Source organism: Roseovarius sp. EL26, assembly GCF_900327775.1.
Lineage (GTDB): Bacteria > Pseudomonadota > Alphaproteobacteria > Rhodobacterales > Rhodobacteraceae > Roseovarius.
Genome location: NZ_OUMZ01000006.1, coordinates 462,677 through 475,307, shown reverse-complemented (window position 1 = coordinate 475,307; position 12,631 = coordinate 462,677). Strand labels below are relative to the sequence as shown.

At 54.2% G+C, this 12,631-nt stretch carries 11 protein-coding genes; 3 read left to right on the top strand and 8 right to left on the bottom strand.

Annotated elements, in window-relative coordinates:
* Positions 1-59: 59 nt before the first annotated feature.
* The 4 genes from D9A02_RS07135 to glyA form a co-directional block, all read right to left on the bottom strand.
* Positions 60-485: a GNAT family N-acetyltransferase gene (locus D9A02_RS07135; RefSeq protein ID WP_120500285.1), complete on the bottom strand. Its 426-nt coding sequence runs from the start codon at positions 483-485 to the stop codon at positions 60-62.
* Positions 475-1,125 carry a tRNA (adenosine(37)-N6)-threonylcarbamoyltransferase complex dimerization subunit type 1 TsaB gene (tsaB, locus tag D9A02_RS07130; protein ID WP_367946745.1) on the bottom strand — a complete coding sequence of 217 codons (651 nt, stop codon included), beginning with the start codon at positions 1,123-1,125 and terminating at the stop codon, positions 475-477. The genes D9A02_RS07135 and tsaB overlap by 11 nt, the downstream gene beginning before the upstream one ends.
* Positions 1,118-1,681: a NifU family protein gene (locus tag D9A02_RS07125; RefSeq protein ID WP_120500283.1), complete on the bottom strand. Its 564-nt coding sequence runs from the start codon at positions 1,679-1,681 to the stop codon at positions 1,118-1,120. Before D9A02_RS07125 ends, tsaB begins: the two co-directional genes overlap by 8 nt.
* Before the next feature lie 153 nt (positions 1,682-1,834).
* Positions 1,835-3,118, bottom strand: a complete 1,284-nt coding sequence (gene glyA, locus D9A02_RS07120) for a serine hydroxymethyltransferase (protein ID WP_120500282.1) — start codon at positions 3,116-3,118, stop codon at positions 1,835-1,837.
* A gap of 172 nt (positions 3,119-3,290) precedes the next feature.
* On the opposite strand from glyA, the gene D9A02_RS07115 reads away from it, so the two are divergent.
* Positions 3,291-4,052, top strand: a complete 762-nt coding sequence (locus tag D9A02_RS07115; protein WP_120500281.1) for an NAD kinase — start codon at positions 3,291-3,293, stop codon at positions 4,050-4,052.
* 3 nt (positions 4,053-4,055) lie between these two features.
* Here the strand turns inward: D9A02_RS07115 and D9A02_RS07110 are convergent, their stop codons facing one another.
* Both D9A02_RS07110 and D9A02_RS07105 read right to left on the bottom strand, forming a co-directional pair.
* Positions 4,056-5,948, bottom strand: coding sequence for a propionyl-CoA synthetase (locus D9A02_RS07110; protein ID WP_120500280.1), 1,893 nt, complete (start codon positions 5,946-5,948; stop codon positions 4,056-4,058).
* 224 nt (positions 5,949-6,172) lie between these two features.
* Positions 6,173-8,452 carry an NADP-dependent malic enzyme gene (locus D9A02_RS07105; protein ID WP_120500279.1) on the bottom strand — a complete coding sequence of 760 codons (2,280 nt, stop codon included), beginning with the start codon at positions 8,450-8,452 and terminating at the stop codon, positions 6,173-6,175.
* Between the two features lie 204 nt (positions 8,453-8,656).
* Between D9A02_RS07105 and upp the strand changes: the two genes are divergently transcribed.
* Positions 8,657-9,289, top strand: coding sequence for a uracil phosphoribosyltransferase (upp, locus tag D9A02_RS07100; protein WP_120500278.1), 633 nt, complete (start codon positions 8,657-8,659; stop codon positions 9,287-9,289).
* Between the two features lie 33 nt (positions 9,290-9,322).
* Positions 9,323-9,805, top strand: a complete 483-nt coding sequence (locus D9A02_RS07095) for a hypothetical protein (protein WP_120500277.1) — start codon at positions 9,323-9,325, stop codon at positions 9,803-9,805.
* A 3-nt stretch (positions 9,806-9,808) separates the two neighbouring features.
* Here D9A02_RS07095 and D9A02_RS07090 read toward each other — a convergent pair whose 3' ends face one another.
* Both D9A02_RS07090 and D9A02_RS07085 read right to left on the bottom strand, forming a co-directional pair.
* A complete protein-coding gene (locus D9A02_RS07090) occupies positions 9,809-10,837 on the bottom strand; it encodes a hypothetical protein (protein WP_120500276.1) in 1,029 nt (342 codons plus the stop codon).
* 127 nt (positions 10,838-10,964) lie between these two features.
* Positions 10,965-12,593, bottom strand: a complete 1,629-nt coding sequence (locus D9A02_RS07085) for an AMP-binding protein (RefSeq protein WP_120500275.1) — start codon at positions 12,591-12,593, stop codon at positions 10,965-10,967.
* Positions 12,594-12,631 lie beyond the last annotated feature (38 nt).

Below are 12,631 nucleotides of genomic sequence, written 5' to 3'. Positions count from 1 at the left end.
TTATTGTTCTTATTTTATTCCATATCTAATAGCGCAGAGCAATAACTTAATCAGTCCACTCAATGTCCAGGCAGCAAACTCTTTTGTAAAACAAGCGCATCGGCCCTCGAACCCGAGGGTTTATCATAATATGCTGCCCGACGGGCAATCTCCTCAAAACCCGCGTGGCGATACAGAGACGTCGCAGCAACGTTATCTGCTGCAACTTCGAGAAAGCAGGTATCTGCGCCACGCTTTCGAGCTGCATCCTCAAACGCCAGTAAGGCTATGCGCCCCAACCCCTGTCGTTGTTGGGCCGGATCGGTTGCCAAAGTCAAAAGCTCTGCTTCGCCTGCAACCGCACGTCCCAAGGCAAAGGTATGTTCATTGCCGACACAAAACACATGTGGGCTTTGCAGAAGGGATGTAAATTCCACTTCCGACCATGCTCGCCCCTGTCCCGCAAAAGCACGGGCATGACACATGGCCATCTGCTCAGGCGTCATCCAGCATCACCGGTGGTGCATCACGCGACGGCGCCGCATCCGCCGATTTGATGTAAAGTGGCGCAGGTGGTTCGATCTGATCAAAGCCACGCGCCAACGCATGGCGCGCAATCGCCTCAGCCAAGGGAAAGCACGAAGGAACCTCCATCAATTCAGTGTCTAATGCCAATGCCTCAACCGAAGGGTAAGCCACCAGATTGGGCTCTGCCTTTTCCGGGTAATCCGGCATATCGTCTGGCCCACACAGAATGGGGTCGCCCGATCCGAGCTGCACATAAGTTCTGTCCGCAGGTCCTTTTACGGCAGCGATCATTGTAGCGTCATGGCCAAACCGCAGCGCATCAAACGTCGACACGCCAATGGCTGGAATGCCCAGCCCCAGCGCCAAACCACGCGCCGCAGAAACAGAAATGCGAATGCCCGTGAAGTTCCCCGGCCCGACACCAACACCAATGGCCGTCAGGTTGCGCCAGCCAATGTCTTGTTCCGCTAGCATGCCTTCAAGCAGCGGCATCAACCGCTCGGCCTGCCCACGTGACATTTCTTCACGCCGATACGCCAACAATTGATCCCCGCGCAGCAAAGCGGCCGCGCAATGCGCGGCCGATGTATCAAATCCCAAAATGAGTGGTTCAGACACCAACGGGGCGCACCTCAGTCACTTCGGGGATGTAATGGCGCAGAAGGTTCTCAATACCCATCTTCAAAGTAATGGTTGATGACGGACAACCAGCGCAAGCACCCTGCATATGGAGATAAACCACGCCGCGATCAAAACCGTGGAACGTGATATCGCCACCATCTTGTGCGACGGCGGGACGTACGCGAGTATCCAGCAGTTCCTTGATCTGATTGACTACTTCGCCATTTTCGCCATCATGCTCAGCATGGCCAGAGTTTTGCGAAGCATCGCCCAGCATTACCGGCTGGCCCGATTGAAAATGTTCCATGATTGCGCCCAGAATAGCAGGCTTGATGTGATCCCATTCGACATCATTTGCTTTGGTCACGGTGACAAAATCGTTACCCAGGAAAACTCCAGTCACGCCCTGCGCCTTAAAAATCCGCTCGGCCAGCGGCGACTTCTCTGAACCTTCCGCAGAGGGAAAATCGGCTGTGCCCATTTCAAGCACCATTTGACCGGGCAGGAACTTCAATGTGGCCGGGTTCGGGGTGGATTCTGTCTGGATAAACATTTGCGCGCCTTTCGTCAGTGCTATGGATATGCGCCTCGGGACGGGACCTGTCAAGGTTTGGAATAATTCTAAAGTGATTTCAGAACCGAACGCATCCACCAAAAAAAACCGCGCGGCACTGCCGCGCGGTCAAATCTCTAACTGGATCCAAGATCAGTGGTTCGGGTACAGTGGGAAGCGCGCGCACAATGCGGCCACTTTGGTGCGAACGTTTGCTTCAACTTCGGCGTTTCCATTCGGACCGTTTGCGGCCAGACCATCAACAACTTCTACGATCAGATCTGCGATTTCGCGGAACTCAGCCTCACCAAAGCCACGAGTCGTGCCCGCAGGTGTGCCCAAACGGATGCCCGATGTCACAGTTGGCTTTTCAGGGTCAAACGGGATACCGTTTTTGTTGGTGGTGATATGTGCACGGCCCAGTGCGGCATCGGTGATGTTCCCGGTTACTTTTTTCGGGCGCAGGTCAACCAGCATCACGTGCGTGTCAGTACCACCAGTGACGATGTCCAAACCACCTTTGATCAGTTGATCAGCCAGTGCAACGGCGTTGGCACGAACCTGTTTGATGTACTGTTTGAACTCTGGCTGCAGAGCTTCACCAAAGGCAACCGCTTTGGCGGCAATCACATGCATCAACGGGCCACCCTGAATACCAGGGAAGATCGCGCTGTTGACCTTTTTGGCGATGGCTTCGTCATTTGTGACGATCATGCCACCACGTGGGCCACGCAGGGTTTTGTGCGTTGTCGTTGTCGCAACATGCGCATGCGGGAACGGGCTTGGGTGCTCACCCGCCGCGACCAGACCGGCAAAGTGCGCCATGTCGACATGCAGATATGCACCAACACTATCAGCGATCTCACGCATTTTGGCAAAATCAATGACACGTGGGATGGCTGAGCCGCCCGCGATAAGCATCTTTGGCTGGTGCTCGGTTGCCAGCGCTTGAATCTGATCATAGTCGATCAAGTTATCTTCTTTGCGAACGCCGTACTGAACCGCGTTGAACCATTTGCCAGATTGGTTTGGCGCGGCACCGTGCGTCAGGTGACCACCCGAGGCCAAGTTCATACCAAGAATAGTATCGCCCGGCTGAAGCAGCGCTTGGAACACACCTTGGTTGGCTTGCGAGCCAGAGTTCGGCTGCACGTTAGCGAATTCACAACCAAACAGCTGCTTGGCACGATCAATCGCCAGATTTTCAGCAACGTCCGCAAACTGGCATCCCCCATAGTAACGACGTCCAGGGTAACCCTCGGCGTATTTGTTGGTCAGCACGCTGCCTTGTGCTTCCATCACGGCCGCAGACACGATGTTTTCGGAGGCGATCAGCTCGATCTCGTCACGTTGACGGCCAAGCTCGTTGGTGATTGCGCCAAACAATTCTGGATCGCGCGATGACAGGGATTCGGTGAAGAAACCGGAATCAGACATGGTGGACACTCCGTCAGGGATTAATTTGCTAGATTTCCTATCGGAAACCCTGCCCTTACGGAAGACCATAAAACGACAAATAGCTTTGCAGGACCGTCACCACTGGTCATGTTGTGCGAGATATGCTTCGATTGGAACCGAATTCAGTCCTTAGGAAACGGGTCAGACCAGAATGCCGCGTAAGATCGCCTTTGTTGCCAGTGACGCACCCGTCGCACAAACCGCTCGCGCGGCGCTAGCATCCCGATTCGGGAACGTCGATGAACAAGAGGCCGATGTCATCGTCGCATTAGGCGGCGATGGTTTTATGCTACAAACTCTGCACGCTACGCAAAAGTTGGACATTCCTGTATATGGTATGAACCGTGGCACTGTCGGTTTCCTAATGAACGAATATAGCGAGTCCGACTTGCTGGAACGCCTGGACGAGGCTGAAGAAGAAATCATAAACCCTCTATCGATGCGCGCTGAATGTTCTGATGGCGCGTTTCATGAAGCGTTGGCAATTAACGAGGTCTCTTTGCTCCGAGCTGGCCCGCAAGCGGCGAAGCTGAAAATCACCATCGATGGCCGTCTGCGATTAGAAGAATTGGTTTGCGACGGCGCGCTTGTTGCCACACCTGCCGGATCAACCGCCTATAACTACAGCGCGCACGGGCCGATTCTGCCAATCGGCTCTGATGTACTTGCCCTCACAGCTGTGGCACCTTTTCGCCCCCGACGTTGGCGTGGGGCCTTACTACAAAATAGCGCGACCGTGCGGTTTGATGTTCTCAACCCAAAAAAACGCCCTGTCAGTGTTGATACCCCGGGTGGATGGATTGAAAACATCCTGTGGGTCGAGGTCGCATCCCGCCCCGACATCTGTCACCGCATCTTGTTTGATCCCGGTCATGGGCTCGAAGAACGCCTGATCCGGGAACAATTTGAGTAAGGCCTAGGACCCGCCCGCGTAGCCGATCGTTTTCAACGCGGTGCGGATTTCATCCAGGATGACCGGATCATCGATTGTCGCCGGCATTTTGAAGTCTTCATTGTCAGCGATTTTTACCATCGTTCCACGCAGGATTTTGCCAGAACGGGTTTTGGGTAACCGGTCCACCACAACCGCCAGCTTGAACGCGGCCACCGGGCCGATCTTTTCGCGCACCAGTTTGACGCATTCAGTCGTAATATCGACATGTGCGCGGTCGACACCTTTGGTCAGGCAAACAAAGCCAACAGGCAACTGCCCCTTTAGCTGATCGGTCACACCAATCACCGCGCACTCGGCCACATCTGGATGAGCAGCAAGCACCTCTTCCATACCGCCTGTGGACAGGCGGTGCCCGGCGACGTTGATCACATCATCAGTGCGCGCCATGATATAGAGATAACCATCTTCATCGATCATACCTGCATCGCCGGTTTCATAATATCCGGGAAAGGTGTTGAGGTAACTCTTTTTAAAACGATCTTCGGCATTCCAAAGGGTCGGCAATGTGCCCGGTGGTAAAGGCAGCTTAACCGCAATTGCGCCCAGCTCATTTGCCCCCAAAGGATGCCCCGCATCATCAAGCACCTGCACATCATAGCCCGGCATGGCAACAGTGGGCGATCCGATTTTGACCGGTAACGCCTCAATCCCCGCTGGATTGCCCACAATGGTGTAGCCAGTTTCGGTCTGCCACCAGTGATCATAAACCGGCACACCCATGATTTCTTGCGCCCATTCAATCGTGTCAGGATCAGCCCGTTCGCCAGCCAGATAGAGCGCGCGCAGGCCTGAAATATCGTATTTCTTGATATACTCGCCTGTGGGGTCTTCGCGTTTGATCGCTCGGAATGCCGTGGGCGCAGTAAAGAAACTGCGCACATTGTGTTCCGCAATAACCCGCCAGAAGGTGCCTGCATCCGGGGTGCCAATGGGCTTGCCTTCAAACACAATCGTCGTGTTGCCATGGATGAGTGGGGCATAGCAGATATAACTATGCCCAACGACCCAACCGACATCAGACGCCGCCCAGAACACATCGCCGGGATCAACATCATAGATGTTCTTCATAGTCCAATTGAGCGCAACCAGATGCCCTCCGGTTGGTCGCACAACCCCCTTGGGCGCACCGGTGGTACCAGAGGTATATAGAATATAGGCCGGATGATTTCCCTCAACCGGAACGCAATCGGCAGGCGCAGTGCCCTCTTGAAAGCCATGCCAATCAAAATCGCGATTCGTCATCGCAGCAGCACACTGCTCACGCTGCAAGATCACGCAAAACTCTGGCTTGTGCGCCGCCAATTCAACAGCGCCATCCAAAAGCGGTTTGTATTCCACCACGCGCCCCGGCTCTAATCCACAGGATGCTGCAATAATTGCCTTTGGCTGCGCATCATCGATCCGTACCGCCAGCTCATTGGCAGCAAACCCACCAAAAACCACCGAATGAACGGCGCCGATCCGGGAGCAGGCCAGCATCGCCTCCAGTGCCTCGGGCACCATCGGCATATAGATGATCACCCTATCGCCTTTGGTCACGCCCTTCGTGCTCAGCGCCCCGGCAAGCGAGGCAACACGCGTCTGCAATTCGGCATAGGTGATCTTGGTGGTGCTGTCGGTGATCGGGCTGTCATGAATAATGGCAACCTGTTCACCCCGACCATTTTCGACATGGCGGTCCACGGCGTTGTAACAAGTGTTGACCTTGCCGTCGCAGAACCATTCGTACAAAGGAGCATTGTCACCAAACAGCGCCTTACTGGGCTTTTGATCCCAATCAATCGCCTCGGCTGCGGTCATCCAAAACGCCTCTGGATCACGTTTCCAGCCTTCATAAACATCTTTGTATACCATGGTATTCCTCTCCATCCCTTGCCAAAGTGTTACGAAACGCCAGACCCATCCGGCAAGGGTCTTGCATGCAAACGCGTCGGATTACCGCAGGAAATTTGCAGAATAACACGATATGACCCTGCAAACTTTTGCAAACTTTATTAAAATGAGGCCCCTAAGGCTCATAATCTCACGAACTGCAAATTTGCTAATACAAGGATGCAAACCTACAACAGAATCATTCATTACCCATATTGCTGAACCGGCGTCCCTGCGATGGCCGCCATGTTGAGCAAGCCGCGCGCGGTCACACCCGGCGTCACAATGTGTGCGCGGTTACCCATGCCCATCAGGATCGGTCCCACCTCTAGTCCGCCGGCTTTCATCTTCAGAATATTGCGCACGCCCGAAGCCGCATCCGCATTTGAAAAGATCAACACATTCGCCGCGCCTTCCATTCGGTTGTCAGGCAATAGGCGCGCCCGCAGTTCAGCATCCAGCGCAGCATCAACATTCATTTCCCCCTCGTAGCAGAAATCCCGAGGAGCACTGTTCAGGATCTCAATCGCGCCACGTAGACGTTTACCTGAATCGCTCCCTTGATTGCCGAACTGTGATTGCGAGCAGAAGGCGATCTTGGGTTCCACCCCAAAGCGGCGCACATGACGGGCCGCGCCAATCGCCGTTTCAGCCAGCTGCTCAGGTGTTGGAAAGACCCGCACATGGGTATCGGCAATAAACAGGGGACCGTCTTCCAAAATCATCAGCGACAATGCGCCGTGCGGGTAATGATCATCATCCCCCAACACCTGCTGGACATAATTCATATGCCAGCGGAATTCGCCGAACGTCCCACAAATTAAACTATCCGCTTCACCGCGGTGCACCATTACGGCGCCAATGGCCGTGCTATTGGTGCGCATGATCGCCTTGGCCAGATCTGGCGTGACACCTTTGCGCTGCATAATCTCGTGATAGCTACCCCAGTAATCACGATATCGCGGGTCATTTTCCGGGTTCACAAGGTGAAAGTCCTTGTCTGGCCGGATATCCAGACCCAGCCGCTCGCACCGGCGATTGATCACATCAGGACGACCGATCAAGATCGGCTGCTCGGTCGTTTCCTCTAAAATCGCCTGCGCGGCCCTAAGTACGCGCTCATCCTCACCTTCGGCGAAGACGATCTTGCGTGAAGCTTGCTCAGCCGCCTCAAACACCGGGCGCATCAGCAGGGCGGATTTATAGACACTGGCGTCCAGTTTTTCTTTGTAGGCATGCAAGTCATCGATCGGAGCTTTCGCCACACCAGTTTCCATTGCAGCACGCGCCACAGCGGTTGAGACAATGCCTGACAGGCGCGGATCAAACGGCTTGGGGATCAGGTAATCCGCCCCAAACGTCAGTTGTTCGCCCTTATACGCCGCTGCCGCCTCCGCACTTGTGGTCGCGCGCGCCAGTTCGGCGATGCCTTCGACACAGGCAATCTGCATGGCGTCATTGATCTCGGTTGCGCCAACATCCAGCGCCCCGCGGAAAATGAAAGGGAAACACAGGACATTGTTCACCTGATTGGGAAAATCACTGCGCCCAGTTGCGATAATCGCCCCAGGCGCGGCCTCACGCGCCAGCTCAGGCATGATTTCGGGCGTCGGGTTGGCCAAGGCAAAAATGATTGGGTCGTCGGTCATTTGCTTGACCAGCTCCGGCTTTAATACACCCGGCCCCGATAGGCCTAGGAACATATCCGCCCCTTCGATCACATCATCCAAGATGCGTTTGTCTGTCTTTTGCGCAAAAGCCGCCTTGTGTGGATTCATATCCTCAACCCGGCCTTCATAGACCAATCCCTGAATATCACACAGCCAGACATTCTCGCGCTTCACTCCCAGTTTCAGCAGCAAGTTCAGACAAGCAATGCCAGCTGCGCCGCCACCGGTTGAGACAATCTTGATATCTTCAAATTTCTTGCCCGCTACATGCAAGGCATTGGTGGCAGCCGCACCAACAACAATCGCCGTGCCATGTTGGTCATCGTGAAACACGGGGATATCCATTCGCTCGCGACACAGTTTTTCAACAACAAAGCAATCTGGTGCTTTGATGTCCTCCAGGTTGATCGCGCCAAATGTCGGCCCTAAAGCACAAACTATATCGGCCAGTTTCTCAGGATCGAGTTCGTCCACTTCGATGTCAAAGCAGTCGATGTTGGCGAATTTTTTGAACAGAACGGCCTTGCCCTCCATCACCGGCTTAGAGGCCAGGGCGCCAATGTTACCCAATCCCAAGACGGCCGTGCCGTTTGAAACCACAGCGACAAGGTTACCGCGCGATGTGTATCGGTTCGCGGTAGAAGGGTCTTCTTTGATTTCCAGACAGGCTTCGGCCACTCCGGGTGAATAGGCTCGCGCCAGATCGCGACCATTTGCCAGCGGCTTGGTCGCGCGTATTTCTAATTTACCAGGTCGAGGAAACTCATGATACTTCAACGCCGCCTGACGCAGGCTTTCTCGTGTATTATCGCTCACTTCACTCTCCCAAAATTAGTTTAACGCTAAACTACTTTTTTCAGCCACTCAGCGCCACCGTTTATTTACCATACTGTGCAAGGCTGAGATTTACAAAGCAATGTGAAATCTAAGGTCTTTCAAAACTAAGCGATCAATGCACGTTGCCTCATCAGCTCTATTCGTGGAATAACCCATGAAAGGACGCAATCAGGAGCCAACGAAATGACCGATCATCTGACCATTGTTAAGCACCCGATGATTCAACACAAACTCACCTTGATGCGCGAAACAACGACCTCGACTGCGGCCTTCTGCCAGCTTCTGCGGGAAATCAGCCAGCTTCTGACATATGAAGCAACCCGCGACCTTCCCCTGACCACGCGAACGATTGAAACACCACTTCAACAGATGGAAGCGCCTTCACTTGCGGGCCGTAAACTTGCATTGGTCTCTATCTTGCGCGCGGGTAACGGCATGCTGGATGGAATGCGTGACGTCATCCCCTCAGCCCGGGTCGGGTTTATTGGACTATACCGCGACGAAGCGACACTAAAACCTGTGCAGTATTATCAGAAACTGCCCGATCACTTGCAAGAAAGGATCGTCATTGCAGTTGACCCGATGCTGGCGACAGGGAATTCATCCGCCGCGGCAATTGATCTGATAAAAAAGGCCGGTGCAAAGAACATTCGTTTCTTATGTCTTCTGGCAACACCGGAAGGTGTTGAGACCATGAAGAACGCACATCCTGACGTGCCCATAATCACGGCCTCTCTGGATGAACGATTGAACGATGTGGGTTACATCTTGCCCGGCCTTGGGGATGCGGGCGACCGGATGTTTGGCACCAAGTAACCCCGATCATCATTGCACCCCCTGGAAAGTCAGATGCATAAATCAGGTACTACCTACATAACGGACAGCATTTTCCCAAGCCTTCTGCGCCGTACCTGTATCAACAACAAGATGAGTTTCGAGATGATAATATTCCGAATGCTGACGACGGCATTGCTGGTGATCACCGCCATCACATCTATAGCACACGCTCAATCAACGGAACCATCCGAGCTGCGCCTGCACTCTGGAAAATCTGGCGTTCAGGCAAAGCAGATCGCAGGACCAGAGATTGTGGTGACATCGCAAACCCGTGTCGTGCCTAAACACGTCTACCAAAGCCAAAAAAGTGCTGCTGAGATCACCGCTATCCCATCCGGCTACAAACCGGTTTGGGGGGAGGAACGACTTAACCCCAAACGCGCGCATCAAACGCTGTCAGGTGTCGAGCAATCTAACCGGATTCTCAGCCGTACCGTTCCGCGCGCCGCCCCTTCAGAGCAGACACGAAATCAAATTACCCGTCGCGACAGGTAATTCTCAGTTGCCGCAGATACCCTGCAAACTCAGCCAATCCGCGTCACTCAAAACAGATCCGGATTGCGCACCTGTTAAAGGGTCAGCCTCGATCAAGCCAAGAGTGCTTTCACCTGAGACATCCAGCGCATAAGCATAGGGGCTGGATGCCACCTGTCGGGCTTCAAAAGCGGGCAAAAGGATTTGATCCTCAAGCGGCACCTTAGGCTTTGTCAGCAAATTCTCAGCATAAGCTTGCAGCGCATCTTCACCCACACTACCGGTTGTCAGCAGTCGAATATTTGCCAAAACCCCCGCATGTTTGAGCAAGTCGGACAAAGGATCATTCAGATCCGCCCGAATCTGTTCAGCAATCAGGTATCCCGCCACAACGCCCGGCTCTTCATAATCTTCCAACAGATTGCGGCCAATCAAAATGGTATTTCCGGGGAGGCCAACCGTTTCGCGCACACCATCACGCATCACCAAAAGCGTAGGCATATGATCCGCCTCCAAAGCAACGCGTTGCGCCAAAAGGGTCAGTGCCGGTGTGGCTCGGTCTTCTTGACAGGCGGGGCCAGAAACAGTTTGAATTCGCTCACGCAAGGCCGCGCCAATTTCTGCACGATTGACCTGAGGCAAAACCGATACGGCATGACGACGCAATGCGCCAGGCAGCCAAAACACCGCCCCCAGAAGAACGGACAAGACCACCGCCAGCAGCACCAGCAAACGCAAACGACCAGGGTGCGGACGCTTGCGTTCAATCGCAGATCTGATCTTTTCTATTTTCTCAATGACGTAATGTTCGCTCTCGGCCAGCTCAAGCGTTTCACCTGTGTCACCATCTGGATGATAGATCGCAGGCAGCTCACCGGGGTTGGCCCGCCGCACCGCTGGCAATGACCAATGCGCCAGAGGGCGCTCCCGCAGATCGGTAATTACGAGGGTCGCATCACCAATAGAGGCAATCGCATCCGTGCGCTGTGCGTCTGGCGACGCACGCCAAAGGCCTGCGGCCTCGATCCGGTCATACTCTTCAAGTGCGGTCATGTCCTGCTGGCCTGCTCTGCCATTTTGGCAAGCCTAACACGGCACCGGCACAACAGGAACCCAGATCATCCGGGGAAAATACAGCCAGACAGATCACGCCGACCGCATGAATGGCTCTGTTCGATAGTTACAGATCCTGCACGGATTTGCGCAACTCGAACTTTTGGATCTTACCAGTCGAGGTTTTAGGCAGCTCCTGCACCACAACTTTTTTCGGTGTTTTGAACCCTGCGAGATGTTCACGGGTAAAGGCGATCACATCGGCCTCGCTTGGGTTGGTGCCTTCTTTCAACTCGATAAAGGCGCACGGCACCTCGCCCCATTTCTCATGCGGCATGGCGACCACAGCGCAAAGCAAGACATCAGGATGCTTCATCAATACGCCTTCGATCTCAATCGAGCTGATGTTCTCACCTCCAGAAATGATGATATCCTTGGCCCGGTCCGCAATCTTCAGATAACCATCTGGGTGCTGTAATGCGATGTCGCCGGAGTGAAAGTACCCGCCTTCAAAAGATTCAGCAGTCGCATCAGGATTTTTCAGATACCCCTTCATCACGCAATTGCCCCGGATCATGATCTCACCCTGTGCCGTGCTATCCATCGGGATCTGCGTCATACTTTCGGAGTCCATCGAGGTGATACCCTCCATCATCGGCATCAACACCCCTGTACGTGCCTTGATAGCATAACGCTCTTCCTCGGGCTCTGCATTCCAGTGATCATGCCACAGGCATTCGGTCACGTGGCCGTAGGTCTCGGTCAAGCCATAGACCTGTGTGACATGAAAACCCATCGGTTCAATCGCGCGCAGAGTAGCGGCGGGTGGCGGGGCACCGGCAGTGAACACCTGAACGATGTGATCAAAATCGCGGCGCTCTTCCGATTTGGCATTCACAATAGTGTTCAAAACGATCGGTGCGGCGCCAAAGTGCGAAACTCCTTCATCAGCAATGGCGTCATAGATATTTTTGGCGGTGATATCGCGACAACAGATCGCGGTGCCGCCAATCATGGGCAAGGTCCAGACGTGGTTCCAGTTGTTGCAATGAAACAGCGGTACGATGGTCAGGTACCGTGTACCCCGCGGCATTGGCCAGCTGATCGCCGTGCCCATAGTCATCAGATAAGCGCCGCGGTGATGATACACCACGCCCTTGGGCCGCCCAGTGGTGCCCGAAGTGTAGTTTAGCGCGAGGCTCTCCCACTCATCCTGTGGCATGACCCATTCAAACGCCGGATCACCCTGCACCAACAAATCTTCGTATTCGGTATGCGTCCCGCTGGCGGCGAATCCGGCCTGTGGATCTGCAACCTCGATCACTGTCGGAGGCTGGCCTTCCATCAACTCAAACGCCGCAACCACCGAGGGCAACAATTGAGTGTCAACCAGTATCACCTTGGCCTCACCGTGCTCCAGAATATAGGCAATGGTATTAGGTTCGAGGCGGGTGTTGATCGCATTTAGAACCGCCCCACAAGCTGGCACGCCAAAATGCGCTTCAGCGTGGGCGGGAATATTGGGCAATAGGGTCGCCACCACATCTCCGGATTGTACGCCCAACCCATTCAAAGCCGAAGCCAAAAGTGTGCAACGTTCATGATACTGGGCATAAGTGGTTCGAAATCCGCGGTAAATCACCGCTTCTGTGTCAGGAAACAAATGAGCGGCGCGGCGCAGATGCGACAGCGGCGTCAGCGCAACAAAGTTTGCTGCATTTTTTTCAAGCCCGGTTTCGTCTCTCATCCAGCCCATTGGTTTCCCCTGATTCCCTAACGTCAAAGACTTGGATG

What these genes read in the sequence shown, in the direction of transcription:
- D9A02_RS07135 (WP_120500285.1), bottom strand. Translation starts at nt 485, where the DNA reads ATGACGCCTGAGCAGATGGCCATGTGTCATGCCCGTGCTTTTGCGGGA.
- upp (WP_120500278.1), top strand. Translation starts at nt 8,657, where the DNA reads ATGACCGATCATCTGACCATTGTTAAGCACCCGATGATTCAACACAAA.
- D9A02_RS07085 (WP_120500275.1), bottom strand. Translation starts at nt 12,593, where the DNA reads ATGGGCTGGATGAGAGACGAAACCGGGCTTGAAAAAAATGCAGCAAAC.
- D9A02_RS07090 (WP_120500276.1), bottom strand. Translation starts at nt 10,837, where the DNA reads ATGACCGCACTTGAAGAGTATGACCGGATCGAGGCCGCAGGCCTTTGG.
- D9A02_RS07125 (WP_120500283.1), bottom strand. Translation starts at nt 1,681, where the DNA reads ATGTTTATCCAGACAGAATCCACCCCGAACCCGGCCACATTGAAGTTC.
- glyA (WP_120500282.1), bottom strand. Translation starts at nt 3,118, where the DNA reads ATGTCTGATTCCGGTTTCTTCACCGAATCCCTGTCATCGCGCGATCCA.
- D9A02_RS07110 (WP_120500280.1), bottom strand. Translation starts at nt 5,948, where the DNA reads ATGGTATACAAAGATGTTTATGAAGGCTGGAAACGTGATCCAGAGGCG.
- D9A02_RS07115 (WP_120500281.1), top strand. Translation starts at nt 3,291, where the DNA reads ATGCCGCGTAAGATCGCCTTTGTTGCCAGTGACGCACCCGTCGCACAA.
- D9A02_RS07095 (WP_120500277.1), top strand. Translation starts at nt 9,323, where the DNA reads ATGCATAAATCAGGTACTACCTACATAACGGACAGCATTTTCCCAAGC.